This window comes from Rhizobium acidisoli, from assembly GCF_002531755.2.
In the GTDB taxonomy this organism is placed as follows: domain Bacteria; phylum Pseudomonadota; class Alphaproteobacteria; order Rhizobiales; family Rhizobiaceae; genus Rhizobium; species Rhizobium acidisoli.
The window spans coordinates 110,842-137,841 of the sequence record NZ_CP034999.1; the positions used below are offsets into that span (position 1 = coordinate 110,842).

At 57.4% G+C, this 27,000-nt stretch carries 17 protein-coding genes and 6 pseudogenes; 18 read left to right on the forward strand and 5 right to left on the reverse strand.

Features of this window, described 5'->3' with window-relative positions:
- Positions 1-204: 204 nt before the first annotated feature.
- A complete protein-coding gene (gene ligD / locus CO657_RS22870) occupies positions 205-1,257 on the forward strand; it encodes a non-homologous end-joining DNA ligase (RefSeq protein ID WP_054186384.1) in 1,053 nt (350 codons plus the stop codon).
- 62 nt (positions 1,258-1,319) lie between these two features.
- Positions 1,320-2,092 (forward strand): annotated as a pseudogene (locus CO657_RS22875) (SOS response-associated peptidase family protein).
- 280 nt (positions 2,093-2,372) lie between these two features.
- Here the strand turns inward: CO657_RS22875 and CO657_RS22880 are convergent.
- Positions 2,373-2,699, reverse strand: a complete 327-nt coding sequence (locus CO657_RS22880) for a hypothetical protein (protein ID WP_342637200.1) — start codon at positions 2,697-2,699, stop codon at positions 2,373-2,375.
- A 439-nt stretch (positions 2,700-3,138) separates the two neighbouring features.
- Here CO657_RS22880 and CO657_RS22890 point away from each other — a divergent pair.
- The 7 genes and pseudogenes from CO657_RS22890 to CO657_RS22915 form a co-directional block, all read left to right on the forward strand.
- Positions 3,139-3,668 (forward strand): annotated as a pseudogene (locus CO657_RS22890) (SOS response-associated peptidase family protein); the annotation flags it as partial.
- 119 nt (positions 3,669-3,787) lie between these two features.
- Positions 3,788-5,020, forward strand: a complete 1,233-nt coding sequence (locus tag CO657_RS22895; protein WP_054186197.1) for an endonuclease/exonuclease/phosphatase family protein — start codon at positions 3,788-3,790, stop codon at positions 5,018-5,020.
- A 673-nt stretch (positions 5,021-5,693) separates the two neighbouring features.
- Positions 5,694-6,029 (forward strand): hypothetical protein, encoded by a 336-nt coding sequence (locus tag CO657_RS37390; protein WP_245293095.1) that lies wholly within the window; start codon positions 5,694-5,696, stop codon positions 6,027-6,029.
- A 33-nt stretch (positions 6,030-6,062) separates the two neighbouring features.
- The gene (locus CO657_RS37395; RefSeq protein ID WP_245293096.1) at positions 6,063-6,611 is read left to right on the forward strand and encodes an amidohydrolase family protein; all 549 of its coding nucleotides are present in this window, start codon (positions 6,063-6,065) and stop codon (positions 6,609-6,611) included.
- 825 nt (positions 6,612-7,436) lie between these two features.
- A complete protein-coding gene (locus CO657_RS22905) occupies positions 7,437-9,812 on the forward strand; it encodes an ABC-three component system protein (protein ID WP_245487170.1) in 2,376 nt (791 codons plus the stop codon).
- Entirely contained in the window at positions 9,799-10,452 is a 654-nt protein-coding gene (locus CO657_RS22910; protein WP_054186199.1) for an ABC-three component system middle component 1, read from the forward strand. The genes CO657_RS22905 and CO657_RS22910 overlap by 14 nt, the downstream gene beginning before the upstream one ends.
- Positions 10,449-13,505: an AAA family ATPase gene (locus CO657_RS22915; protein ID WP_054186200.1), complete on the forward strand. Its 3,057-nt coding sequence runs from the start codon at positions 10,449-10,451 to the stop codon at positions 13,503-13,505. The genes CO657_RS22910 and CO657_RS22915 overlap by 4 nt, the downstream gene beginning before the upstream one ends.
- 509 nt (positions 13,506-14,014) lie before the next feature.
- Here CO657_RS22915 and CO657_RS36855 read toward each other — a convergent pair.
- Together CO657_RS36855 and CO657_RS22920 are read right to left on the reverse strand one after the other, a co-directional pair.
- Complete coding sequence (locus tag CO657_RS36855) at positions 14,015-14,212, reverse strand: hypothetical protein (protein WP_054186202.1); 198 nt, start codon at positions 14,210-14,212, stop codon at positions 14,015-14,017.
- On the reverse strand, positions 14,142-14,498 hold the full coding sequence (locus CO657_RS22920; RefSeq protein ID WP_082366410.1) for an HNH endonuclease: 357 nt from the start codon (positions 14,496-14,498) through the stop codon (positions 14,142-14,144). Before CO657_RS22920 ends, CO657_RS36855 begins: the two co-directional genes overlap by 71 nt.
- A 119-nt stretch (positions 14,499-14,617) precedes the next feature.
- Between CO657_RS22920 and CO657_RS22925 the strand changes: the two are divergent.
- Positions 14,618-15,562 (forward strand): annotated as a pseudogene (locus CO657_RS22925) (IS481 family transposase).
- 236 nt (positions 15,563-15,798) lie between these two features.
- Here the strand turns inward: CO657_RS22925 and CO657_RS22930 are convergent.
- Positions 15,799-16,981 (reverse strand): annotated as a pseudogene (locus CO657_RS22930) (IS256 family transposase).
- 823 nt (positions 16,982-17,804) lie between these two features.
- Between CO657_RS22930 and CO657_RS22935 the strand changes: the two are divergent.
- The 3 genes and pseudogenes from CO657_RS22935 to CO657_RS22940 form a co-directional block, all read left to right on the forward strand.
- The gene (locus CO657_RS22935; RefSeq protein WP_054186203.1) at positions 17,805-18,257 is read left to right on the forward strand and encodes an RICIN domain-containing protein; all 453 of its coding nucleotides are present in this window, start codon (positions 17,805-17,807) and stop codon (positions 18,255-18,257) included.
- Positions 18,258-18,468: 211 nt separating this feature from the next.
- Positions 18,469-18,687: pseudogene (locus CO657_RS37400) on the forward strand (integrase core domain-containing protein); the annotation flags it as partial.
- A gap of 525 nt (positions 18,688-19,212) precedes the next feature.
- Positions 19,213-19,585, forward strand: a pseudogene (locus CO657_RS22940) (IS630 family transposase); the annotation flags it as partial.
- An 83-nt stretch (positions 19,586-19,668) separates the two neighbouring features.
- On the opposite strand, the gene tnpA reads toward CO657_RS22940, so the two are convergent.
- On the reverse strand, positions 19,669-20,118 hold the full coding sequence (gene tnpA, locus CO657_RS22945) for an IS66-like element accessory protein TnpA (RefSeq protein ID WP_245293098.1): 450 nt from the start codon (positions 20,116-20,118) through the stop codon (positions 19,669-19,671).
- Between the two features lie 487 nt (positions 20,119-20,605).
- On the opposite strand from tnpA, the gene CO657_RS22950 reads away from it, so the two are divergent.
- The 5 genes from CO657_RS22950 to CO657_RS22970 are packed head-to-tail and all read left to right on the forward strand — an operon-like array spanning position 20,606 to position 26,849.
- A complete protein-coding gene (locus CO657_RS22950; protein WP_425375996.1) occupies positions 20,606-22,534 on the forward strand; it encodes an aldo/keto reductase in 1,929 nt (642 codons plus the stop codon).
- Between the two features lie 6 nt (positions 22,535-22,540).
- The gene (locus tag CO657_RS22955) at positions 22,541-23,977 is read left to right on the forward strand and encodes a radical SAM/SPASM domain-containing protein (protein ID WP_054186231.1); all 1,437 of its coding nucleotides are present in this window, start codon (positions 22,541-22,543) and stop codon (positions 23,975-23,977) included.
- Between the two features lie 16 nt (positions 23,978-23,993).
- Entirely contained in the window at positions 23,994-25,496 is a 1,503-nt protein-coding gene (locus CO657_RS22960; RefSeq protein WP_054186232.1) for a B12-binding domain-containing radical SAM protein, read from the forward strand.
- Positions 25,496-26,569 (forward strand): radical SAM protein, encoded by a 1,074-nt coding sequence (locus tag CO657_RS22965; RefSeq protein ID WP_054186233.1) that lies wholly within the window; start codon positions 25,496-25,498, stop codon positions 26,567-26,569. Before CO657_RS22960 ends, CO657_RS22965 begins: the two co-directional genes overlap by 1 nt.
- Positions 26,538-26,849 (forward strand): HesB/IscA family protein, encoded by a 312-nt coding sequence (locus tag CO657_RS22970; protein WP_063856478.1) that lies wholly within the window; start codon positions 26,538-26,540, stop codon positions 26,847-26,849. The genes CO657_RS22965 and CO657_RS22970 overlap by 32 nt, the downstream gene beginning before the upstream one ends.
- The last annotated feature ends 151 nt before the right edge of the window (positions 26,850-27,000 follow it).

Below are 27,000 nucleotides of genomic sequence, written 5' to 3' on the forward strand. Positions count from 1 at the left end.
TTCCCGCCGAACTGAAGAGTCAAGCAACCGGAATGATGGGAATATTATCCTGAACATGAGGAATCAGAAGAATATCCATGGGAATCAGGCCGGTAGCGACCGGCTGAGTTTTTTTCGCAGCGCCTGCACATCTCCAGCGTGGATTACGGGGACAAATGCCGTATCGTCACAGTGTCTTTAAGGTTTTTCTGCTGAACTGCCACGATGACGAAGCCTCCGAGATCAAAGCCGCTCCTTCGTGATACCGAGGCTCCGATTCGTTCGCGGCCGCGCAAGAAGCGCAATCCGGCCCAGCCACAGCTGCTTTTCGATCCGATGCCTGACCGTGTCGAGCCCGCGCTGGCGCAATTGAAGAGCCATGCTCCGAAGGGAGACAAGTGGAGCTGGGAGGTGAAGTGGGATGGCTATCGCCTCGCCGTTCATATCGAGCCGCAGGATATCCGGATCCTCACCCGCGGCGGCCATGACTGGACGCGCCGGTTTCCGGCGATCCTAGAAGCGGCCCGCGCGCTCGGGCCGGCGACGATGATCATCGATGGCGAGGCCGTTGTGCTCGACGCAGAGGGGCGGCCGGATTTCGGGCTGCTGCAGCAGTCGCTCGGCGCATCCGGCAAACAAGCGGGTAACCGAGCTTCCGGCGCCATCTTCTACGCGTTCGATCTCATTTATTTCGACGGACACGATCTGCGCGGCGTCGAATACCGGTCGCGCCGGCATCTCCTCGATGACCTGTTGACCGGCAAAGACGGTGGCATTCGGCTATCGGAGACACTCGACGTCGAACCAGCCGTCCTCCTTGAGCATGTCTGCCGCCTCGGCCTGGAAGGCATCGTCGGCAAGCACCTCGATCGGCCCTATCGTTCCGGCCGGACCGGGGATTGGGTGAAAATCAAATGCGTCCAGAGCGAGGCTTTCCTCATCATCGGCTATGAGAAGTCATCGGCATCCCCTGCCGGCTTTGGCTCGTTGGTGCTTGCTGCCTATCGCGGAGCCGATCTCGTCCACGTTGGAAGTGTCGGGACGGGCTTCAAGGAAACGGAAACCGTCCGGTTGCGGAAGATGCTGGACAAGCTGCGCTGGAAGCGAAAGCAGCCGCCCCTGCCCTATTCCGGAAGTGCCGATATTGTTTGGGTCGAGCCGACCCTGATTGCCGAGATCGAGTTTCGTGCCTGGACGACAGACCGGAAACTTCGCCATCCATCCTACAAGGGTTTGCGCGATCGCCAGGACAATGCCGACGTCTTCCGGCTCGACTAGCGAAATCAGCGCCATAGGCTAGATTGTCAGCCAGTCGAGCTCAGCGGAGTAGATAGCCTGCAATGTGCAATCTTTATCGCATGGAAGACAGGGACTGGGTCGCGAAGTGGGCCCAGGACGCCGAAAGCCTGATCAACCTGATGCCCGCCTACCAGATGAACCGCGATCAGATGGGGCCGATCGTCCGCAATACCGCGGACGGGAAGAAGCAGCTGGTCCATGCGCGCTGGGGACTGCCCTCCCCGCGCTTCACGCTCGAGAAGGCCGCCAAAGCGAAAGCCGAGAAACTTGCGGCCAAGGGCAAGCCATTCGATCTCGAAGAGCTGATCCGCATGGAGGCCGACCGCGGCACCACCAATGTGCGCAAGCTCAATTTTCCGCATTGGAAGCGATGGTTCGGCGTCGAAAATAGATGCCTCGTCCCGGTCACCAGTTTCGCGGAACCGGATCCAGCCAGCCAAGCGGAAGTGGTAAGGTGCCAAATGCCTGGTTCGCCCGCGACGAGCAAAAGTCGCTGATGTTTTTCGCTGGCATCCATGTGCCGCAATGGCAGAGTGTCCGAAAGGTCAGGGACGGCCTGACCACCGACGACCTCTATGGGTTTTTGACCACAGATTCCAACAGCCTGGTGAAGCTGATCCACGAGAAGGCCATGCCCGTCCTGTTGCTGACGAAGGAGGAGACCGACACCTGGATGCGGGCGCCTTGGGATGAGGCCAAGGATCTCGCACGGCCTCTACCGAACGACGCGCTAACCATTTCCTCGCGCGAGCCGTACGGATCCACGATCGTCTCGACATCCGGAGAGCCGGTGGAACAGGGCAGTCTGCTTTGACGCCTGAACTCAGAGCTTGATTGTATGGACAAACGAAAAAGCCTGCCGCGGGAGGAGGTGCGGCAGGCTTTTCGAAAGAATTGAACAACGGCTGGGAGGAGGAGCGCCGCTGTTCTGTCAGGCGCCCTTTGGGAGGAGGAGTGGTCGCCTGAAACCCGAAGCTTTGCGGGAGGAGGTGCATCGCTTCGATGATCTGAAAATACCAGAGGCTGCTCCGACCGCCAGCGCTCAGATTGCAGTACAGCTATGCATTTATTGCAACGCAACATAAATCCTTTGCTTATTTTCGGCCACTATTTTCGAGACGCAGCTTTCCCGTGCTGGGCTCGAAACCGATAACGAATTCGATCACCTTGTCGGAGGACATTTCGCACGGTTTCAGTATCGACCCCGGTTCAGCCAATCGATAGAGGTTGAAGCTGACGATATCTTTTCCGCCAAGCTCCTCGCCATAGAGCCAGATCCGTTTGCCATCCTCCGACCGCTTGGCGGTCACACCCCATGGCCGGCCACCAAAATATCCGTCGACATAGCCGTCCGGCAATTTTGCAAGCGCGTCTTCGAAGGTCGCCAAACGAGGTAGCGGTGTTTTGGAGCCGGCGGTCATGGTGCTAGGCATTCGTCGCAGATCCCGCAGCCATCGTCATCCATGCTCGATGCCGGACGTGACTTTCGACAACACGGACAGGTCATTGCATCCGACGCGCACATCTCTTCGCGGTCCGTCGGAAGAATTTCAATGTAGAATTCCGACAGCGTATCGGCCGCGCTTCGATCCATGGCAATGCTCCATTTCTGGGTTACACCAGAGATAGTACGCCTCGAAGGCTGCGCAAGCCGGCAGAGATCGCCGTCAGGGGACGATCCAATTCCAATACAGTGCCACAATCGGGCGGCCTTCTTGACGATCTCCGCCAACCTTACTCATTCGGGCAAGGTTCAAAGCCGCAAACGCCGTGCAGATCAGAGTTTCCATCGAGAGATCAAGCCGGACGTCTGGCGCTGTCTGGTCCTGCCGGTCCATTGGAACCTGCAGCATCTGCTGTGAAGGCGCGCCGAAGCTCGAAGCGCGCGAGGACATCAAGATTACCGATATCGGCCCGATCGTCAGGACGATCGACGGAGCCCGCGATGAGGCCGAGCTCGTGCAGCGGCGCTGGAGTTGGCCCGGACCGAACTAGCGGCCGGTGTATGATTTCCCGTCGGAAGGTCGGGAGTTCGCTTCCAATTGCTGCCTGATCGTTGCCGACGGCTTTTACGAGTTCACGGGTCCGAAGGACCCGAAAAAGAAGCGCAAGGACAAGTGGCTGTTCACGAAGAAGGACGAGCCGATCTTCTGCATTGCCGGGATCTGGCGCGACACGCCGGAGGTCGGAAAGGCTTTCACCATGCTGACGATGGCGCCGGGGCCGGACTCGCCCCTCACGATCGGCAGATCGTCATCCTGGAACGCGGCTCCTGGGCAGATTGGCTTGACCCCGCTGTTTCCGGAAAGTCGTTGATCAAGCCGCTCCCGGTGGGCACCCTTTCTGTGCAGCGGGTCGGCCGGACCGGAATAACTCCAGCGCCACCCTAATCGGCTGCCGATCGTGAGAATGTTTAAAAATAGCTGCCCGCGCGTTACCCGAACTCTTGCGCAGATTAGCAAATTGTAATTCACTCCTCTCGATCAACTTTGAGGCGAGGGGGGCGTCGATGATCCGGTATCTGGCAGCATGCCTAATAGTTTTGTTCGGATCGGTCGAGGCCCTGGCAAGCCAGGTGACGATCGCCACCTGGAACCTCGGCTGGCACATGGACCTGGAAACGGTCCAGCAGTGGATCGGCGAATGTTCGAAGAACTATGTCGAAGATCCGGCCACCGGCAAGTTCAAAGCATCCCAAGAGGCCGGGTTCAAGCCGGGATGGGACATCGACGCATTCAAGATCGAGGGATGGGACGTCAGCCGCCTCCCCGTCTGCAATGTCTACTTCGCCGGGGGAACCGTTCGCGTCAATTTCGAGGCCTACCGCAAGCGGCAGGAGCAGATCGCGAACTTCATCGCTCGTTCCATACCCGCCGACATCATTGGCTTCCAAGAAGTCAGTGGCGAGCAGTCAGTCCGGGAAGTGCTTCCGAACGGTGGTAGCGACTACGAATTCTGTCCCGTGACGGGCTACAAGGTGCAGCGCCTGGTCATCGCCTGGAAAAAAACGCTGGGCGAAAAGGTCTCCTGTGCCATCGAAGAGGCGCTTAGCCTTCCCGCCAACCCCGATGACAAGCGGCCGCGCCCTGGTCTTGCGGTCACACTCAAGATCGATGGAAAACTGCTTCGCATCATGGATGTCCACCTCAAGTCGAGCTGCGTGTCGCCATTCGACGGTGGAAATCTGGAGGGAAGTGGTAATCACTGCATGATCCTGCAGCAACAGATCGACCCGCTCGAAAGCTGGATTGAGCGCTCGGCGGCCGATGGCGCCAGGATCGTTCTCCTCGGCGATTTCAACCGCAATCTCTGGCACGAACTGCGCGACCAGCGGCCGGCCAGGACCGACGCCAGCGGAACCTCATCGCCCCGGCCGGCGGGCGTGCTGTCGCGGTCTCTCATAGAAGAAGTCGCCGATGGTCAGTCGGCGGCTGCCAATCTCGAAGTTCTCGACGAGCATTGCCAGATCAGCGATGCCGGGCAAGCACTTTGCACCCAGGCCGAAATCCGCGACCTGACCCCGCCGGAAACACAGCTTCTCGCCTCGGACAATTATCTCGGGTGCCGCAATCCGGTAGGCCTTGATCACATCCTCGTCGGGCCCGGAATCAAAAGCGACGGCCCGGCCGAACATTTGAGCATCGGAAACCTTGGTGGCAACAAAGCAGGCACCCCGAACGGGAAAGACCAGGTATTGGCGATTTCGGATCACTGCGCGATGATCGCCCGGCTGAATTTTTGAACCCTCGTCTGTGACGATCAGAACGCTTGGCGGGCATTTCATGTCTGCATTGCATCGAGGCCGAATTGGGGGATGGTGATGTTACGTCGAGCTTTTCTAACGCAGGCATCTTTGTCTGCTGTCGCATTGACTGCGGGTTGCGGACGACCGAGCCCGTCGGTACCGGGCGAAGGCGTCCCGTTGGTCGACGCTCACTGCCACGTTTCAATGCGTCGGATCTGCCGACCACCCGCTTCCTGCGACAGGTCGTTTTCGAAGATTTTCCCAAGCAGTCAGCCGCCCGCATTCTCGCGGTCCGTGATCCCGACGTGACAGACGAATTTATCGCACTTCTTCTGAAGCTACTCGGCACGGGTAGCGCACCGACGGCGGATGAGGAGATCGCGTTTCTCGACACCGGACGGAACGGAAAAGCCGCTTCTCTGACGGTCGACAAAGCGCGCGCAGCGGCGGTCGAAGACACAAGCCAGCATCTCCTGGAACTCGATCGGAAGAGGCGACGGATGGTTACGATCGCAGCCCCGGGCGATCTGGCCACACGATCATCCCCTCCGAGGAAAAGTTCCTCAATTATATGCTCGGTGATCCAATCAAGGCTCTGCGCGCGAACGAACCACTCACGATCGGAGAAGCCCGCGGAGCCAGCCAGCGCGCTTTCCTCAGGTAAGATCCTGTGGGGCGCTATCTCAATTGGTTCAGTCTGTTTCGCCTTTACCGGCACGTCCTTGTCGATCGCCTGGTTGCTGACAGCAAGGCACAGGGCTTCAATCCGGTCCTGTTGACGCCGGCGCTCGTCGATTATGATGAGTGGCTCTATGAAGATGTAGACCCTTCGCCCCTACCGCGGCAGATGGTGGTGATGGATCGGATTTCGCAGTGCATGGCGAAAGCGAAATCCGGTCCCGTCGTCCACGGCTACATGGGATTTGATCCTCTCCGCGGAGTGGCATTCCGGAAAGGGAAAAGCAGGGTAAGTTCGCTTGCGACTGCCAATTCGGCTTTGATGTAACATGGTTTCATCGGCATCAAGCTCTACCCGCCGATGGGATTTCGTCCCACGGGCAACCAGCCACCATATCCGGAGCGAACAGTGAAGAGCCTGGGATTTGAGCCCAACGAGGAGCTCGATGCTGCGCTTGGCGACCTCTACAAGCTCTGTGTCAATGTCGATGCCCCAATATTGGCTCATGGCTATTCGTCGAACGGTTCCGGTCCAGATTATGCAAAGCGGGGCGATCCCGCCTACTGGATCCCCGTGTTCAAGGAGTTCCCCAAGCTACGGGTTTGTATCGCGCATTTCGGTCGTTTCAGCGCACGGTCGGCTGGACGGGAAGGAATGCCTTTGCCGGATGGCAGTTGGGAATGGCGGCTGGGTGAATTCATCAAGGAAAATCCTGGCCGGAACGTGATCGCCGACATCAGCTATTTTTCCGAGGTGCTTTCGGCCGGCTCGAAAGAACGAGACTTCCTTGCGAGGTCCTTCAACAAATGGCTGGAAAAATTCGACAGCGATTACGATCGCATCGTTACGGAAGCGACTGGATCATGCTTGGGAAGGAGGCAGGCTATAGTCACTATATCGAAAGCGTGAACGCATTTCTGCGCACCGACTGCGGTCTTTCGGACTATATTTGCGACAAGATCTTCCGTCGCAACGCACTTCGTTTCCTTCCCTTGGAACGGGGAAGCCTGGGGCGCGAGCGACTTCTCGCCTACTATCGAACAAATTGACTGGATGAGGGTCGCCTTCCCTCTGCAAGTTCGCGCCTGGTCGCCCGTCTCTTCGGTCGGTGGGTAAGCAGCGACCGGCTCATTGTACCGGTCGTGAGCGCCTTGAAGGATATGAACCATCAATTTCCCGAACCGCGCGACAAATCTCGGCATTTTCAACGATTTGCCAAGCTCACGAGCGTGAAGATGCCGCGGCCGCCCGCCAGCTAAAAAACTCCTGTATTCAGGCCACCTTACGTTGGCCACATATTCTCATTCTATGGTCGCTGTGGAGATGGACCTTAGCTGACCGGATACGTAGTGTTCCGGTCAGCCTCTAACGAGCTGGTGGGCAGCAATTACGCGGAGTGCCTGTCGTGTTTTTCGAACGCTTCTTCAGCATCCACGGCAACAATCCGGGTTAACCCGGCTCGGCGCGGCCAAGTCGTCGTCACACAACAGGTTTGAACCGCTCGACGAGAGCTTCTTGCGTTCACTTCCTCAGTCTGCTCCTCTATACCAAAGGTAGAATTTGATCTAACAATCTTGCCTCTTGTGTCCGGAGTTTTCGGGCGCGAGAGGGAGGAGCTTAGGACAAGATGTTAGGTAGACTCCGCGGATCCACCCCAGCGCTCGGGGTACAAAATTTGTGACTCCCCAGGAGATTATAGCGGAGGCCAGGATACCGGGCACAAACAGCGTGCTAGTGTTGGGCAGCTTCGAGAAGCGGGTGACCGTGTATTCGCAGCAGGTCCGGGCGCTTAATCTCGTTGATGCGATTCTTTCCGAAAATCTGGTTCGACCCAATGGCGGAAAGGTTGCAATCGTCGGCGGCGGCGCAGCGGGCATCACCGCGGCAGTTGCTCTTGCCAGAACAAGCCCGAACCTAGAAAGGCTCGACTTGTTCGAGCGCAATTCAGCCGTGCTTTCGCTCCAACATGGCAGCAGGCGATTTCTTCACCCCCATTTCTATGATTGGCCGGCGGCCGATTCCGACCGCAACGATGCTGGTCTACCGCTCATGAACTGGACGGCCGGCGCTGCGGGGGACGTTGCAGCCACGCTACGCGCCGAATTTGACGCCGAGTGCCATAAGACGATTCTGACGCTCTATAACGATCAGGCCGTAACGGGGCTCATCCCGAGCAGCCTCGGACCGATCCGCGTCGTCGTCGATAAAAGTACGGCAATCGGACGAATCTACGACGTCGTGATACTCGCGATCGGTTTCGGGCTAGAGGCCTATCTTGACGGCGAGACGCTGTCCTATTGGTCTCCCTCGGCGCTCGCCGGGCCGATTCATACGCAGGTCGCGAATCCCATACTGTTCATATCTGGCAACGGTGACGGCGGGCTTGTCGACTTTACGATGGCCGCGTTCAATGCGCTTGAGCACCATCAAATCTGTGCGATGCTAATGGGGCTCGATCTCGGTGCAGCGCGCGCCGAAATCGAAGCGATAGAGCAGGAGGCTTGGGCACCGGGCGCCACGGTTGATCTGCTTGCGGAGTATCGAGCGCGACTGCGTCCACTTGTTCCACTGGCTGTCTGGCAGGAAATTGCCGGTCAGCTGCGTCCCGCAATGCTGATACATTTTCACACTCGTGATGCGCAGCTTCTTCGCAGGACGACAGCCTTGCATAATCGGCTTGCAGTGTATCTGATACTCGAGGCTGATCTGGAGCTCGGGCGGAACGCAATCACGGTCACTACGAATGCCGAATTTGATGGCCCCATTCCCAAGCGCGGCGAAGTCCGGATAGTTGGGCAAGATGCGATTGATCCTTTGCGGCGCTTCCTTCGTCTAGGTCCCGATGCGGCGAGCAATCTCAAACCATTCCAAGACCTCCTCGATCACTATCCTGGTGCAATCAACGCGCCGCGATCCGCAACTAGGCCCGAATCCCCAACCCTAACAGCCAGCGCCCACGCTCGTTTCACCGCCCTGCAGCTTGCACCGCCGCCGGCGCCAGCAGTAACACCGGTCGCCGCAGCGCCTGCGGTAAATGCAATAGCACTCACTCTGTCCTTGGCAGCCCCAGGACACGTGGCATGGTCGGGCAATCTCGATCCGGGTACAATTGGGCAAGTTTGGTCAACGAACCGGACCCTCGCGCTATACTGCGACATTCCCACCGTGGAGATCGGGGTATTGGCACCCGTGATCGCTAGGCTTGGGGCTCACGCAACCGGATTCATGCTTCACACGACGCACAATGGCTGGCGCACGACCTTGGGGGCGCTATGCGCAGGCAAAGCGCTGCCCGGTCCCGACCTCGATATTCGATGCCCTGTCAGCGATCTCCAGATCGCCCCAGCGCCGGGCCAAATGACGCAGCACAGTATCGCAACACTCGCCGCGACAATCGACGGGCAGCTCGATGGAGAGGTGTTGCGTCAGTTGCATGTCGCGCTTCACGAGATTCTCGGTCCGGCGGCGGCACAAATTGGATGGCCGATCGAGCCCGCCCTTCGCGCAAAGTTATGGGACTTGTGGCAACAATGGTATGTTGCGTTGGCGGCCGACAGCGCCAAGTGCCGCCGCTATCTTCGATTGTTGGTCTCTGAAAAAGATCGCGAGATCCCCGACGAAGCGGCGCTGGTCGGCATCGGTCCGAAAACCGTACGGCCATTCATGACGAAATCAACGATATTCGCGCTCGCATTTGCGGCCTGCTCGGGTCTAGTGCTTTCCCCTGCCGCCCAACGCCCTGGCAATATCGCATCTGAGGCTTTGACTGCACATTCATGTGGCATCAGTTGGATCAACGAACGCATGTTGGGTACGCGGGCAGCGATGGAGCAAGGTTGGACGACTGGTGTCGTATTGCTGTCGCAGCTCAGGGAGGCCGCGCTTATGATGGAAGGCGATCTAAGGATGGATCGCAACATCTCCGATGCCGCAAGTGTGGGCCGGATTTCGCCTGCCGAGGACCCGCTAGTCATTGGGGCTGACGACGTATTCATTACGGCGCTTGAGGCCGGAGAAACAACGATGCGGGAATATTTACGGTCGATTTTCGAGTGGCGGTCCCGGGCTGCCGCCCAGGCGCTAGAGGAGGTAAACGATGACGCCGCGTGACGCACCCGAACTCTTCCAGCTCATGTTGGACGCGGCGGTCGAAATCGGTGCGACAATCGGCGAGGCTCCACCGCAGCTGAGTGGAGCTCGGTTCAACTCGGAGGTTCTGAGTGAGGCGATCTCGGGAGGCACCGTCAGCCGGAACGAATCCGAACTTCCACAGCGCGTCGCTGCGGCTATTCTAGACGGGGTTCCGATCCTCTTTGGATCCCTGATTGGGGCCCCGTTAAAGGGAAACGTAGATCAGCAGATGCGTCGCTACAGAAACCAAGCAACGATCGCTCGATCTTGGCTCGGCGCGGAAGCGCCAAATCTTCAGCTTTTCATCTTGGGACCCGGCGGCGCACTCCTCAATCCGATATGGCGGCAGCTGGCGGCAGAAATCGAAGCTGATGATCGCACCTGCCGCAAGTTGGTCTGGCTATATCAGAACGAGCCAACCATCGACGATGCAAAGCGGTTCTTCGAGCGCACATTCATTGCACGTCCGTGGCCTGTCGAGCAAATGACGAAGCAACTCGATAGTATGGCGAACATATCGCTCCCTGGCGGTTGGGAAGAGGCGATCGAAGATCCCGACCTCGACTTCGGTGCACTTGCTGAGCGACTCATCGAACTTGAAGGAGAGGCGACACCATGAGTGAACTTTATCTCCGGAGCGTCGAGTTTTCTAATTTTCGTGTTTATGGAGACAGCTACGCCTTTGAGTTGCCCAGCGGACCGGGCGTTACGCTTATCACGGGAGCCAACGGTCTTGGAAAGACCAGCTTCTTTGACGGCGTGGAATGGGCACTGACAGATCAGGTCAGCCGCTTCCAGGACATTGCAGTCGATGGGCGTCGTAGAGAGTCTGATCCTCTCACCCGCATCGGCGCGCCGGTAAACAGTCATCGGGTCAGCCTGCAATTTTCTGATGGAATGCCGATCGACCGTGGTGCGGGTTTTCCGACCGACGAGACAGCGATAGCGCGCTTGCTCAAACGTCCTGAGTGGAGTGAAATCACCAATCTCCATGGTTATCTGTCAATTACCCACTTCCTCGGACAGTCCGCGGCGCAGCGATTCTCATTGCGAAAACCCGAGAAGCAATGGGAGGCCCTAAAAGGACCGGCCGGCGTCGATCGCATCAACACGCTTCGTGAACGCATGAGCGGCCAAGGCGTTCGGCGCGCTTTCACGCGCGCCATCGAATTGCGAACAAAGAAGCTGGAAGACGCGTCAAATGCGATGGTTGCTTGGAGCAACCTCCTCGCCGAGAGCAAACGTGCACACCAACTTTCATCCTCTGATGAGGCAGTTCAGCCATCGGCCTTGCGCTCGACCATCGAAGGCTTTGCGGGCCAGGTCGTCAACCTTTTTCCTGGTGTTCGTTGGCTACCAGCGGACCCCAATGTACTCCCCGAAGCGCTCCTTGAAGACTTTGGTGCTCTGCTGCGAACCATCGAGCAGTTGAATGTCAAAGACATAGAAGCTGCAGAGATGCTGGCGGAAATCGCTTCGGAATTCGATAACGCCGGAAAGGAAACGCTCGCTACACGAAAGATGGCGAACGACATCGAGGAACGCCGCCTGGCGGCCGCCGCATTGTTGATCGAGGCCGAAGCGACGCTTCTCGAGGCGAGAGCAAAATTGGCGTCGTGTCAAAGGCAAACGGCGCAAGAACAGAACCGTGTGGCCATGCTCTCTCGGGTCCGCGCCGCGGCGCGACAGTTGGACGAATTGCTGGCTCGTCAGATGGAAACCGCAGCGCAACTCCAAAAGTCTGTAGCTGAAACCGCGAGAGTTGAGACTCGGATCGAAGCATTGCAAGGCGAACTGTCGAACTCGATGGCGCAGCGGTCAGAGCGCAGGGCGATGGCAGATCAGGTCACCTTCGCCCGGCGGCGTGAGCAGATTTCGTTGACGCTTGCAGCTACCCGCGCCGAGATTGATCGCCTAATGCCAGTTCTTGCCGGAAAGCTGGCACCCGATATTCGCGAGCAGCGTTCCAGGCTGGCCGACGAGGCTACCGCCGCGGCTGATGAGGTTGCGCGATATTCAGCGGCCCTTAGACAGCATGACGACCGGGTCCGGACAATCGCCGAGGCGGTCTCTGCTATCGCACACCGGTTGGTACACGATGATGTCACATGCCCGGTCTGCAAGACAGAGTTTGCTCCCGGGTTCCTGGCCGAGTTCGTGCGCACACAAAGTGAATCGGACGAACGGCCTGCCTCCGAACTGGCAACGTCTCTTGCAACAGCTCGGGTCACCGGTGAAAATCTGCGACGGGAGATAGGCGAGATCGATCGAGCAATCCTGGAAATTGAGCAGTTGCAGTCAACGATTGGAAACCTGCGTGCTCGCGAACAGGAGCATCGTCAACAGCTTGTTGAAGCAGGAGGATCCGCCGACGGGGAGTATGATCAATCGGCTACGCGTCTTCTGGAAAACCAGCTGGCGAGCATGGACGAGCAGCTCTCAAAAGCGCAAACGCCGGAGCAAATTGCTGCGCGTATTGGGGAACTGGAAGCATTGCTGAAAGCAGAATCAATCAAGCACTTGACGTTGCAGCGCGTGAGCGATGCAACACAAGAAGAGATCGATGTAGCTCGCATTACTCTTCGGCAACATCCGGAGTTGTGGGATGAAAAGCTGGGACTTTTGGTCGACATCAACACCGAACAAGCCGGGACCGAGGACCGCCTCAGGGGTCTGAACGAACAGGTTGCGAGCGCCAGCCTCGACCTCGACAATGCCCAGCACGCCCGTGACAGCCTTCGTGAAACGGAGGCCCGCGAGACGGAAGCCCGTGATAGATCCAACGCCCGGCTCGATGGGCTCGCAGGCGTGCGCGCGGTACTCGCCCGCCGTTGGATTGAAGCAGGTCAAACCGGAGAACCGGATGGTGGAAGGGTTGCCCAGCAGCGCTCTCGCCATGTCGAACGCTCTGCGCAAGTGGAGCGGGTGCGCGCGGTCCAGCAGCAGTTGGTGATCGGATATCGGAAATGGATGAATGACGAGCAGCTCCGCAAACTGGAAAACCAGATTGCGGAGATGATGCGCCAAGCGGCTGCCTCGACAGAATTCGAGGTCGGCCAAGAACTGGAGCGTCGAGCTAAGGCAGCACGCCGCGACCTCGAGCTTGCACAATCCGCTCGCGAGCGTATCGATATCGTCGGAGAACAAATGCAGCAGCGGGCAGACCTCTATGCCGATGAGGTGCTCGTGCCGCTGAATGCAACCATTCAGCGCTTCGCGCGCACATTGATGACTTGGTCGGACGCTTCAATCATCTATCGTGCGGAACATCATGTGACACGATCAGAGTTGCGGCCGGGTATCGTCAGGAGTGGGATTGATGGTTCAACTACGCAGCTCGAAATGAATCCGAACCTCTACTTCAGCGAAGGCCAGCTCTCGGCATTGAGCGTCGCAGCTTTAATGGCTGCGAGCACCACATTCGGGTGGTCACGGTGGCGGGCCCTCCTGCTAGACGATCCTCTCCAGCACAACGACGTGATTCATGCCAGCGCTTTCATGGACTTGCTACGCCAAATGGTCCGCGAGCTTGGCTATCAGGTCATTCTCTCCACGCACGATAGCGCTGAAGCGGAATTTCTAGGCCGGAAGTGCCGCAGCGCCGGTATTCCCTATCACGTTCACGAACTTGCGCCTCACGGTGACAACGGCCTAATCTCTAAGGTCGCCTAGGCGAATAAGACGATCGAGGGGAGTCCGAGTGACACGTCGAGCGCAACGTAGTTGTCAAAAACGTCGCCGATCAGTTGCCGTTACCCAAAGGTATTTTCAAAACAGGAACGAGAAAGTGTTTTTTGCACCCTTTTCAATCAACGAATGGACATAACTACCCTTTTTTTCCACAAGGGCACTAACGTAATTGTTTTCGGCGAGCCAGCTCTTGTAGCCTTTGATGGACGGGCCGCCAAGATTGATCGCGAACTCGTGGCCATGATATGAAAATATGAAAAATATTTCCGGGTGACCCGTGAGAAGTAGATCATAACCGAACCCAAACTGAACCCACTTGCCTGTGCTCCATCAACGTGTCTTCCGGGAAGTATGCCCGGTAATGATAGGGCCAATCGTCGAAATTGTTGCCGTACCTAGCCCACTCCCGAATGTTGTCGTAGTGCTCCGTTGCGATCATTTCTAAAGCAAATTCGGTCCCAGAAACTAAGTCAAATCTCGCAAAAATCGCCTCAAGAGCCATTTTTGCCAAGAACCGAGACATCTCCTTTTGCGGTGGTCACCATCGGAAAAACATAAACATTTTTTCGAATGAAGAGGGCGTCAAGTCGCCTCAGACGCTCGAATTCCGATTTCTGACTATCTTTGGTGACTTCCAGCCTTCCCGATCTTTTGTCCAACCGCATGCCTACTTCGACGTCGGTGCCCATTGCATACCCTTTCACAAAAGGTATTTTTCGACGCTTGGTAGGTATTTGAAACTTCCCGCGAATATTTTTGAAACGATATGTGGCTCAAGATCGGAGCCTCTACGCTATGGGAAAAATAATTATTACATGGGTCGCAAACAATACCCTTGGGGAGGAGATGTCTACCGGATAAATTACCTAAAGATTCCGGAATTATATGCTCCACGCTACGGAAAGCCACGTGAGACTTCCTGCAAAATATGCATATATCTGCCTTCGTCAAAACCATCTCGTAAAGTGATCGCATATCAACGCTTCGCACAACTCTGGTAACTGCTCTAGCTGTGAGCTTCCAATAGGTTGTCCATTCGATCCGTACCGGGAAAGCTGAGGTTGTCGAAGCTTCAGTGATTCTCGGGGGACCGAATGGACATCCATATGAATGCCCGCCTCACGCCGCTCAGTCGAGCGGTAATTGCGCACCGCGTGCTGATGGAAGGACAGCGACCGATGGCCGTCGCTGCGGCTTTCGGCGTCTGCGTGAAGACCGTCTATAAGTGGGTAAGGCGCTATCGACGGGAGGGCGAGGCCGGTCTCAATGATCGCAGTTCCCGACCGCACCGCCTGTATCATCCGACGCCGCAGGCCACCGCCGTCCAGATCGAGGCGTTACGCCGCCTGCGCATGACCGGCCAACACATCGCCAAGGAGACGGGTGTCTCGCCGGCCACAGTCAGCCGCATCCTCAAGCGCCTTGGCCTGAACAAGCTCAAGGCCTTGGCCCCGGCCGAGCCGGTGCGGCGCTACGAACGCGACCAGCCCGGCGAACTCATCCATCGACATCAAGAAACTCGGCAAATTCAACCGAACCGGCCACCGCATCACCGGCGATCGCACCGGCCAGAGCAACAGCCGCGGCATCGGCTGGGAATACGTCCATCTGGCCATCGACGACCACTCACGCCTGGCCTATTTGGAAATATTACCCAACGAGACGCGACGCTCCTGTCTGCGCTTTCTCTTCAATGCCATGCGCTTCTTCAAGTCAAGGTCCAGCGCGTCATGACCGACAACGGCACAAGCTTCCGTTCCCATCGATACGCCAAGGCGCTGCGGCGGCTCAGCATCAAACACATCCGCACCAAACCCTATACGCCGAAGACAAATGGTAAGGCCGAACGCCTCGTCCAGACCGCACTGCGCGAATGGGCATATGCCAAGGCCTACGAAACCTCGCAGCAGCGCGCCGCCGACCTGCCGCTCTGGCTCCACCGTTACAATTGGCATCGCCCGCACGGCAGCCTACAATCCAAACCGCCCGTCAGTAGACTCGGCCTGATCGAGGACAACCTGTTGAGGCTCCACATCTAGCCCTGTCCGCTTCATTGCTCCCACAAGGTTTCCCTCAGCCTAGAGCTCTATGAGATACTTGAAGCAGTCGACTCACCTATACCAAGATTAGCCACCGCAGATGAGGATTCGTCAAATTATGCCGGACAGCTTCCAACCCTCGAAAAGCCTTGTTAATTTTGGCGTCGATCGTGTCCACGGGAGTGGTGTAGCTGACGGCTGATTGCCGTGCTTTCCGACTTGGGTCGGAGGGGATATCAGCGTGCCACAGCGGGCAGACTGATTTGGGGATCATCGCTCATTTGGGCCATCGTCTCAAGTGTCAGATACCTGGCACGCTGGACGGCCCATTCATCATTCTGTTCGAGCAGCAGTGCGCCGACGAGACGGACGATCGCTTCGTCGTTCGGAAAGATGCCGACGACCTCGGTGCGTCGCTTGATTTCGCCGTTGAGACGCTCGATTGGATTCGTCGAGTGTAGCTTTGCCCGGTGCTCTTTCGGGAAGGTCATGTAGGCGAGCACGTCCTCTTCAGCGTCGTCCATGATGGTGGCAAGCTTCGGCACTTTCGGCCTGATTTGGTCGGCGACACTGCGCCATTGTGCGCTTGCTGCCTCCGGGTTCTCCTGGGCAAAGGCCGTCGCGATGAAGGCGGATACGACCCGCCTGCCGCTCTTTCCAGCATGCGCGAGCACGTTCCTCATGAAGTGAACCCGGCACCGCTGCCATATCGCATTGAGAACCTTGGAAACGGCAGCCTTGATGCCCTCATGTGCATCAGAGACAACCAACTTCACCCCGCGTAGACCGCGGCGCGTCAGCCTGCGAAGGAATTCCGTCCAGATCGGTTCGGCCTCCGAGGTGGCAACTTCCATACCCAGGACCTCGCGCCGACCATCGCTGTTGACACCCACCGCGATGATGACGGCGACTGAGACGATGCGGCCGCCACGCCCGACCTTGAGATAGGTCGCGTCCACCCAGACGTACGGCCACTCACCTTCAATCGGCCTGTCGAGGAACGCCTTCACTTTGACGTCGGCTCACCTAGCTTTTGGAGATGCCAGACATGCCCATGGCCTTGACCAGGTCGTCGACAGAACGGGTCGAGATTCCCTGGATATACGCTTCCTGGATAACGGCCGTCAGAGCCTTTTCCGCCATGCGGCGCGGTTCAAGGAAGCTCGGAAAGTAGCTGCCTTTGCGCAGCTTCGGGATGCGAAGCTCGACCGTGCCAGCTCGCGTTTCCCAATCGCGGTCACGGTATCCGTTGCGTTGGGCTAGCCGCATGGGGTTCTTCTCGCCGAACTCTGCACCCGTAGCCGAGCCTACTTCCAGCTCCATCAGCCGCTCGGCCGCAAAGCCGATCATCTCGCGCAATAAATCTGCATCCGCGCTCTTCTCAACAAGCGAACGCACGTTCATCATGTCATTGGTCATCGGTGGTCTTCCGTCAGGTTGGTCTTGAACAACCCGACCCTAGCGGAAAACACTGATGGCCGCCCGCAAACAGCGCAACGAGAAGCGCGCGGGCACTCGGCTTTGCTATCTCCCGCCACCTACACCACGTGCTGGGACATGATCGATAATTGTCGTTGGGCTGCGGCCTCCATATCATGATCGCACAGGCCAGTGCCGTGTCGGATTCTTCACACATATGTCCAATACCTGACGTAGTTCTATGCTTTGAAGTCAGATAGGGCCTCCGGCGTTGACGCCGAAGATGGCCCTTGGAATTCGGGTGACAACGTTGCGAGAGTTGTGATCGCGTTGCGGGCAACCTGGCTTTTTAGCTTTTTAGAATTGATGGTTAGGCTAAAAGTTCTCTTGGAAGCCAGCTTTGTAGCTGCCTCTTCATAGCGTTGAATAGGATGTCTCGACCACAGTGGGATTTCCGGCTACCTTGATGATCAGGCACTCGCGCTGTGAGGATTAGTTTTAACTGCGCCACCGACCCTGTTCGGGCGATTTCTTGGTGTCAGCAGGCCCTGAGGGGTATATCGGTCACGTGTGTTCCCTTTGCCTTAGCGCCGGCCACCTGACCGCTTCGCCTGATGTACACATGGCATGCAGGAACACAGAAAGCTTTCGCGAACACCGCAACACTTGCCTTGCGGCGCGCATGGATTCCCTTTCGAAGGAAATAGTACGATTTGGCACATACCTTGCTCAGACCACGGTGAAGGCTCACACACCCGAGTGTGTCACACCGTCGGGCGGAGACCTGCCTTCACGAAGCCAACAAATCAACAGGAGGCAAGAAATGGGACAGTACGTAATCGAGTTTAAACAGAATCCAGACTTCGTGCTCGGGGTTGACGACCAGAAGGAGGGCGCTAAGGTTGTACTCCGCGAAAAAGACTCGACGGTTTATCGCCACGCTCTCTGGGATCTGAACTCTGATAGTGGCGCAATCACGTTGAACTCGAGCGCTGGCAATCTGGCGATTGGATCCGATCGCCTTGACCCACAAGCTCAGCTTTCGCTCAAGGTTTACAACCCCACCGACGAGAAGCAGCGATGGGAGTTGCTCAAGAAACCAGGCTTCATCCTTAGCAACGGCGACAACCGGCTGTGCATTGACAACGACGCTCGTGGAACGAGTACCGGCAATCGGATCTGGCTATTCCAGTTTAACGGCTCGCCTGCTCAACAATGGAATTTCGTCTCTCTTTCGAATAGGCTCATGTCGACCTTTCAAGAGGCTGCCGAGTAATCCTCGAGCATCGGGTTGGCCGAATCTTCGATAGCTCCCCTGCGGCCGCCAAAATTCCAATCGCGCAAAACCTGCAAGGAGATGCAGGGGCACCTTCGGGGGCCTCTGTTTCAACGGCTCTGCGGCGGCTCGGCCGTCTCCCTGATCAAGGAAGCTATGACGGCTGGCGAAATCATCTGGGCACATGCCTTCAAAATGCCTGCTCCTACCCGATATCGAACACCGGACAACCAAGCCGAAAACATCCCTGGACCAATGGCTAGGCCGAGATGATGAACCGGACGATCAGGAGCTACCGTCGAACGCTGTCCCTGCGAGCCACGAGCAACTCCGCCAGCACCTTGCTGACTTCGTCTCAGCTCATGATTTCGGTCACCGCCTCAAAACCCTGAAAGGCCTCACACCCCACGAATACATTTGCAAATGCTAGACAAACGAGCCTGAACAACTCAGTCCAATCCATCAATTTCCGGGCTAAACATCTAAAGGATCAGCGCCGATGCCTTCCACAAACGATCTGATCACCTTGCGTTGAACGCTTGTTTTCATCGTTCCTGGATGCAGGCCAGCCCGTTTTCTCTGTGATACAGACCTTGTCGCCGCTGCCGAGATCCGCCGTCAGTCGCGTGGCGACGACCGCCTCAAGATATTGCGACCGCTGCGACTTTCATAGTTACCCGGGTCCGACACGTCCTGCCCGTTCTACCAACACGATCGATCGACAGCCCGCTGGTCGGCACGGCTGGGGTAGCCGCCGGAGCCGTGATCGGTGGCGCCCTACCTTTGAACCGGCCCATATCTTCCGACGGCCTGGAGGCTTTTAAGGACATGAGAACGTTCCTCACCTTAACCGCAGGGAACAACGCGTCATGGCGCTATTAGAAGCCTGCGGGACGCTATTGGATTGATCGAGACAAAGAGGATTCCCATTTGCCTGCATATGCGACGATCTTGCATGCGCTCAGGTATCACATTTGAGGTTTCCTCTGCCGACCGGGTTCGGCTGAACGCAATCATCTCGGCAGGCAGTTCGCCGCAAAAGCATGTCTGGCGAGCGAAGATCATCTGATTCGGCGACGAAGGCCCGGAAGCGGCCGCGATCATGGAGGCGACGGCTAAGTCGAAGACCTGCGTCTGACGTTGGCAGGAGCGCATTATGACGGAAGGTATAGACGGCGTTTTGCCGCAACAAGAGCCGGCCGCCCGGCACTGCGCCGCTCAAGGGTGACCTTGTCGACGGCGTTGTTACTCTGACGCAGGAGCCGCCCACGCAGGAAGCCGCACGTTCCTGCCATGGCAAAGGCTGTGGAATTGCGGCATCCTCACTTCGTTCCGACATCATGTTCCTGGTTGACCGCCGTCGAGTGCTGGTCCAGACGCTCCCCCACCACAAAGCAAAGATCGGAGGCGACTAGTCGCCTCCGATCGGCGCCTCACAGCTCATCGTCGTCGAACACGAGGCCCGCTTCCTCGCGGCCGATGCGCCAATCCGACCTGCGGCGAAGTGGGCGGCATCCGATGAAGAGCCCTGGTGGGCCGCTGGATCGCCAACCACCGTAACCGGCACGAACATCGCCTGCTGCGTGCAGACCTTGGCCGAGCGACCCGAGGTCAGCCCGGCATCCCGACGCCAAACATTCAGCAAACCACGATTGACGCCCCAGCGCCGAGCAACGGCCGAGATGTTCACATCAGGTTCCGCGCTTTCCGCAAGGATGCGCGCCTTCTCCTCGTCAGTCCAATTCCGCCGCTGGCGGCGACCGCTGATGACCTCGATCCGACGATATTTTCCCTCATGCCTGACTTCATGCATGCCTTCATCCATGACTTCAAGCATGGCATCAGCGCGATCTCCAACCATCCCGTTCCGCTCCTATCGGTGAAAGGAGCTTATCTCCCGGCCTCGATCACAAAAGGAAAGGTGGGCTGTTCGTAGCGCTCACACTCAAGCTCCTGAACGATCCATGCACCAAAGCCGGCCTAAAGATGTCTTTGCTAAGCTTGAGTGCTGTCGCGCTATTCACCTGCCAGCTTTGCCTCTTCTGCGACTGCGGTTTACGCACTAAGCCGGGGTCGCCGTCACTCAGTTGACGTGCATCATCATGCGGCCTGGGCGTGGTGGTGTCGATCGCCTCAATCGAGCGGAAGCCGCGTTGCGCTGATGCAGACCATGTCCGGTGCCCGACAAATGTTTGGCATGCAACATATCCGCTTCGGCCAAGCCCGTTGTATTTATAAGAGGGTTTTTCTTTGGCACGAATAATGCTTCGGCTATCCGGAGACCCGTGAACCCGCTCATCACGCGGAGTCAAAATGATAGCTCAATCTCGCGTTCGGAGTGAGCCTACGTGGTAAAGCAAGCCCAGACAGAGTTACTCCGTGTTGACACGCTTTCGCAAATCGGCCTCGGAACGTGGCCAATGTCGGGCAATGACGGCATGCTAGGCTATGGTGGAGCAACAATGCGTGACGCCGCTGTGCTACTCGATCTGGCAGGCGATTTAGGCATCAAGCTGATCGATACAGCAACGGCATATGGCGATGGGCTGATCGAACGCGTGCTTAGCGAAACGGCTAGTCTGCATCGCTACGATTTCAACATCGTGACCAAGTGTGGATGGGATACGGGGACGGGATGCTTTCTGGACAACGCTTCGGCCATTGCCAGGCAGCTCGACGTGTCTCTTACCAGATTTTCGGCGTATTCACCTCCAACGGTTCTCCTTCATTCGCCCCCGCCGGAACTACTCTCACGAGCTGAGCTTCTCGCCCCACTTGTGGAATACAAACGCAGCGGCGACATCAAGGCACTCGGCGTCTCCGTACGTTTCTACGAAGATGCCGCGACCCTGCTCGACTTCGATGAGATTGAGGTTGTGCAACTTCCATATAATCCCGTCATCGCGGCAGACGGAACTGACCTGATTGAGCGGCTGGCGGCGGCTGGTAAACGGCTGATGGCCCGGGAAGTTCTTATGAATGGGCTTTTCACGAATCGCTACCCGGACGGCCATCGCTTTCCCGCTGACGATATGCGCGCTACGTGGCCTTTGTCGTTACGCAGTCGGGTAGAGGCTTTCAGGCGAGATTGGAGGCAGTTTCGACGCGATGGTGAAAGCACCCTTTCCTTCGCCATACGCTTCGCCTTTGACCGCTCCGAATTTGAAATGGTTATTGTCGGTGCGCGTACGCGTGTGCAAGTGGAAGCGCTTGCCGCGGTCGTGCGAAGCCATTCGAGTTTGCATCCTTCACCAAAACTTAGGAAAGAGGAAAGACCTATGGCAGAACCAACCGGTAGCAGCCCGCAATTCCCGCGGATGGGCTTTTCGGCAAGCCCCAATATGGCAATGTCCCCGCGTGGGGCGTTCGCCGTCACTCCGAACATGGCAATGTCCCCGCGTGGGGCGTTCGCCGTCACTCCGAACATGGCAATGTCCCCGCGTGGGGCGTTCGCCGTCACTCCGAACATGGCAATGTCCCCGCGTGGGGCGTTCGCCGTCACTCCGAACATGGCAATGTCCCCGCGTGGGGCGTTCGCCGTCACTCCGAACATGGCAATGTCCCCGCGTGGGGCGTTCGCCGTCACTCCGAACATGGCAATGTCCCCGCGTGGGGCGTTCGCCGTCACTCCGAACATGGCAATGTCCCCGCGTGGGGCGTTCGCCGTCACTCCGAACATGGCAATGTCCCCGCGTGGGGCGTTCGCCGTCACTCCGAACATGGCAATGTCCCCGCGTGGGGCGTTCGCCGTCACTCCGAACATGGCAATGTCCCCGCGTGGGGCGTTCGCCGTCACTCCGAACATGGCAATGTCCCCGCGTGGGGCGTTCGCCGTCACTCCGAACAGTACGTTCGGCGATGCAGCCGCAATTCCGCACACGGGATCCGTCGGCCCCTCCCCCTTTTATAGTCTGATGACCATGGCCGAAATGATGCCCCCATTCATAATAGAGGCCATTTTGCGGGAACTCGACATCACGATGCCTCAACGCAAGACGGACATTTACTACGAAGAAGACGACGTCGTGCATATCCGCCGTTCGGGCTTGCAATATACGCTTTGGCCCCCGGCTAGCCTCTTTTGGAGCGCAATGGGAAAGGTCAAGACGACGGACATCATAACGGACATTGCTGAGAAGCTCGGCAGCCCCGATAGAAAAGAGCTCCGCCTTGTTATCGGAGATTTTCTGCTAAGTGCAGCGCTAAGCGATCTCGTCATCCTCTATCCTGAAGATATTTCAAAGGAAAACCTATCACCGCAAAAACCAGAGAGCTGAAAAAATATGCTACAACCGGCGACCATCCAGGCGCTAAGCCGACGCGATACCGGTGGGATCACATGGGACGAGGTAGCGGAGATTGCGCTGCCCGCAGGCCCCTTAGCTCTCCAAGTCAGCCTCGGCGACATCGAGGGCGAAATCTATGCGCAATGGGAGTTTGAGCCTAGCCTCGGCGGCAGCATCGGGCAGCTGCGGATCGATTTGTCGACGTTGGACCATACAAGCGTCGTACTTACCGGATCGCAAGCCAATCCGGTAGCGCGGGATTTCACAGGAGCCCGCCTGCCGCGACCCGGAGCTAGTCTGGCGCTGTTCGTCGAAAACCGTGCTGTCTCGCCGGCCATCAGGCGGATGATCTCGGTGACCTGCGGTGAGAGCGCGTTCGTCCATTGGCAACAAACGCTCACCCCGCCAGCGCAATGGTTCTATGTCGAGATCACCAACATCTGCAATCTCAAATGCCCTTTCTGTCCCAGCAAGGACCTACTGCGACCCCGCCAGCACATGAGCCTGGCTCTAGCGGAGACCGTATTTCGGAAAATTGCCGATTACATCGCCGCTCAGTCTCTGGGCGAAGCCTATGTACAGTTCCGACCTATGGTCTTCCTGCATGTCATGGGCGAGCCGGTTCTGCATCCACGTTTGCAAAGGGTGGTGCAGCTCGCTCATGAAGCGGGACTGGCTGTGGCGGTTTTCACTAATGTGACGATGATCAACAGGCAGAATATAGGCAAACTGATTGAGGCTGCGCCGGAACTGGTGACGCTGAGCGTCAATACCCCCACTGAGTTAGGTTATGCCAAGCTCGGCACGAAAGACACATTAAATGACCAGCACGAGCGGGTGAAATCCTATCTCCGTGAGCGGGCTGAAGCAGGCAGCTTCAAAACTGCGGTCGACATCCAATATATGTCGTCGAAAGGCGACAACGTACGCGGCGAAGGCTTGGTGCAATCTACCCAAGATGTATGGCGGCTCTTCAGGCGCTGGCTCGCAATCAATCGTTCTATACATCGCCACCAAAACGTCTCATTCCGTAGCTTGCCGCGGCTCCAGATGGTCGACATGGCGAATCCACTGTCGCCGCACCTCGATCCGAGCTTCCGCATTCCCTTGGGGTATGGCGTCAATTTGACGATCAAGACAGCTTGCTCATTCGGCAACGTTACTCTGCCTAAAGGGCGGAAGGTCCGGCCGACGCGATTTGGACAATGTCCCTACAACAGCCCGTTTCAGCAGATGGTCGTATTTGTAGATGGCTCAGTCTCATTCTGTAATCTTGATTACGAAAATACCGTCAATCTTGGAGACCTGTCAAAGCAGAGTATAGAGGCGCTCTGGAACGGAACTCGTATGACACGAACTCGAAACTGTATGGCCGCTGGCATTCTCAACGAGCCAGTCTGTCAGAGATGCCTTGGCGTGGTAGCGCCAAGCTAAGAAGGGAGTACCGAGTATGGTCGATCTTGCCTTCATCAGCCCGCCGACCCCATCGCCCGCGGAACATTCCGAATACTCTGTAATGGCGCCGCCCCTTGGGATAGGCTATCTCGCCGCCATGCTACGCAACGCTGGCCACACAGTCGAGGCGATTGATTTAGCTGTGAGCCACAATCCCGTTCCAGACATGATCGACTTCTTACGGCGCACGCAGCCAAAAATCATGGGCTTTTATTTGCTGACACAGAACTACTACCTCACGCAGAAATTGTTGAAACTCGCGAAGGTGCAGTGCCCGGATACAATTGCATGGGCAGGCGGACCGCATGTTAGTTATGAGTATGAGCACGCACTGCGCGGAGCAGGCTTTGACGTGGTATTCATTTTCGAAGCCGAGTACTCCTCCGTAGAAGTCGCGAACGTGCAACTGCGCGGCGAGGGCAAGCTCAAGAATATCGCCGGGATTGCCTTTCTCGAAGAAGACGGAACGCTGATCAAGACGCCGACGCGCGAACGGGAGCGCACGCTCGATGCGCTTCCCTATCCCGCGCGGGACCTGTTCTCGATAAACCGGTATCTGCGCCCCGGCACCATTATGTCGAGCCGCGGCTGCCCCCTGAAATGCATTTTTTGCGTCGCCTCCACCTTCGAGGACGCCTACAGGTATCGGAGCCCTGAGAACGTATTTGGCGAGATTAAGCATATGTACAATACATGGGGCGTCAACGACTTTTATTTCGTCGATAACGTATTCACAACACATCGCGGCCGCGCGCGCAAAATCGCCCAGATGATTCGCGAATCTGGCCTGCCGGTCGGCTGGTATTGCGTCTCGCGGGTCGACTACGTAACCCCGCAGCTGATGCAGGACCTCGCCTCTGGCAATTGCTACCGCATTGAGCTGGGCGTGGAATCTGCCGATCTTGGAGTGATCGACAACATGAAGAAACATATCAAAATTGATCAGGTCCGCCGCGCTGCCGACATTATTCTCAATCTTGGGATGCAGCCTATGTTCACGTTTCAGGTCGGCCATCCGGACGATACACCCAAATCGATGGAGGCGACGATAAAGCTGATGCGCGAAATGCGCGAACAAGGCGCCGGCACCTACCTCTCGATCACGACGCCTTACCCGGGTACGCCCCTTTATCTGGGGCTCGAGAAGTACGGGGTAACTCTTGAGACGCAAGACTGGGAAGACTACCGCTGGAGCAATCCCACTTATTCTACCAAGAACTTTAAACGCGACTATCTTCGTCGAGCGGTTTTCGAGGAGGCCCAAGCACTCACCGAAGCGATTATGGCGGGAAAGCTAAAAGACCCGCCATCCGCGCCTTGGCTGCGCTTCGGAAAGCATCCGAACGGGTATGTACCGCCCCGACCGAGCAACAAAAGGGATCCCGGCACTTTGCGTATCGAAGAGCGGCAATCGGAGACACCGAGCCGTACGGTCAGATTGCCTGTCCTGCAAATCAAGCGTGATTCGCTCCGCCGGAAAGAAAGATCGCCTTGTTAATGACGGTACCTTTGCCAAGCCACCTTTTCGTTGAAGTGACGAGCAACTGCAATCTCGCTTGCCCGCATTGCTATATCGAAGCCGGTGATGGTCGCCAGCGGCAGCTCAGCTATGAGACGGTCGAAGCCGCAATCGGGGAATTCAAGGAGACGGGCGGCGTCCGTTTTACGCTGAGCGGTGGAGAGCCGACATTGCACGAACGCTGGCGCGACATCCTTTCGGCTGCGCTGAAAGCCGGCCTTGCCACAGAGATCATCACCAACGGCACGCGTTTTCTCGACAAGGATCTCGATTTCCTAACAGACAACCCGATCGCCATCGATATTAGCCTCGAGGCGGCAAACGCAACAACCCATGACGCGATCCGTGGTAAGGGATCATTCGCTACAACAACAGAAACAATCGAGCGTTTGCTCACACGTCGCCTCGGTCACCGCATTACCCTGTGCTTTTCGCCAATGCAGCACAATTGCAACGAACTCCAAGCTGTGTTCGACTGGGCCGAGCGCCACGCGATCAAACGCGTATACATCTCCCTACTTGAGAACCGCGGCCGCGCCAAGCGACAGGGAGACGGCTTCGCGCCGACGGTATCGCAAAAGCAGGCGCTGATCGCAGACTTGGTCACGGTCATGGCGCGCCCGCGGACGACGGAAGTCGAGGCGCCAAACCTTCGCTTTTTCCCTGAGCGCCTTCTCGGCAGTGTGTCAGTCGCCGAACCGATTGACCGGACCCTCCGGATGACCCCCGATGGCGAGCTGTTCTTCACGGCCTACCTCGACGCAGACCCTTTCAGGCTCGGCCGCTACCTGCCCGGAAATCTCGCTGTCGCCTGGAGCTCAGATAAGGTGAAAAGCGCGTTCCTCGCCTGCAAGAGTCGCGTCATTCTGATGCCTGAGTGCCGGCAATGCTGGATCTACGAACTTTGCCAGGGCGGCAGTGCAATGTTTGCCTGGAATAAGGCGAAAGGCTTTTTCGACGTTGATAGCTATTGCGCGCCCAAACGCGCCTATGTCGAAGCCACACTTAGGAGCGCGAATCATGGCGTCTTTACGTCTCAAGCTGTCTTTTGAAACTGGGCTGTTGATTAAAGGATTTGCTGTCAAAGCCGGCCTGCCGGAGGACATGCCGCTAAGAATCGACATCATCGGAGGTGCCGATTCAGGCTTTGCTTACGAACTTTATTTCGACAGGCCCGGAGATGGCGATATCGTAATTTCCACGGGGGGGCGGCAACTGGCAGTTTCGCCGGACGTTGCATACTATCTTGATGGAAGCACAATCGACTGGGTGGCGAGCGAAAACGGCAGCGGTTTCTATATTGATAATCCTAACGAACCGGATAAGACCTGATGGCCAATGACCTCAGCTTAGTAATCATCCAGTAAAAGTACGCGTATGCGGCTAGGCGGCGTTGTCACGTTTTTTGAAATGTGGCCACGTGAGCCGACACGGCGCTTTTCAGGCAGGCCGTGCACTTACGGCTTCCCACGCGGCCATGGCC

Coding starts and splice junctions, on each gene's coding strand:
- ligD (WP_054186384.1), top strand. CDS start 205: ATGACGAAGCCTCCGAGATCAAAGCCGCTCCTTCGTGATACCGAGGCT.
- CO657_RS22880 (WP_342637200.1), bottom strand. CDS start 2,699: ATGACCGCCGGCTCCAAAACACCGCTACCTCGTTTGGCGACCTTCGAA.
- CO657_RS22895 (WP_054186197.1), top strand. CDS start 3,788: ATGATCCGGTATCTGGCAGCATGCCTAATAGTTTTGTTCGGATCGGTC.
- CO657_RS37395 (WP_245293096.1), top strand. CDS start 6,063: ATGGGATTTCGTCCCACGGGCAACCAGCCACCATATCCGGAGCGAACA.
- CO657_RS22910 (WP_054186199.1), top strand. CDS start 9,799: ATGACGCCGCGTGACGCACCCGAACTCTTCCAGCTCATGTTGGACGCG.
- CO657_RS22915 (WP_054186200.1), top strand. CDS start 10,449: ATGAGTGAACTTTATCTCCGGAGCGTCGAGTTTTCTAATTTTCGTGTT.
- CO657_RS36855 (WP_054186202.1), bottom strand. CDS start 14,212: ATGGGCACCGACGTCGAAGTAGGCATGCGGTTGGACAAAAGATCGGGA.
- CO657_RS22920 (WP_082366410.1), bottom strand. CDS start 14,498: ATGCGATCACTTTACGAGATGGTTTTGACGAAGGCAGATATATGCATA.
- CO657_RS22935 (WP_054186203.1), top strand. CDS start 17,805: ATGGGACAGTACGTAATCGAGTTTAAACAGAATCCAGACTTCGTGCTC.
- tnpA (WP_245293098.1), bottom strand. CDS start 20,118: ATGGTTGGAGATCGCGCTGATGCCATGCTTGAAGTCATGGATGAAGGC.
- CO657_RS22955 (WP_054186231.1), top strand. CDS start 22,541: ATGCTACAACCGGCGACCATCCAGGCGCTAAGCCGACGCGATACCGGT.
- CO657_RS22960 (WP_054186232.1), top strand. CDS start 23,994: ATGGTCGATCTTGCCTTCATCAGCCCGCCGACCCCATCGCCCGCGGAA.
- CO657_RS22965 (WP_054186233.1), top strand. CDS start 25,496: ATGACGGTACCTTTGCCAAGCCACCTTTTCGTTGAAGTGACGAGCAAC.
- CO657_RS22970 (WP_063856478.1), top strand. CDS start 26,538: ATGGCGTCTTTACGTCTCAAGCTGTCTTTTGAAACTGGGCTGTTGATT.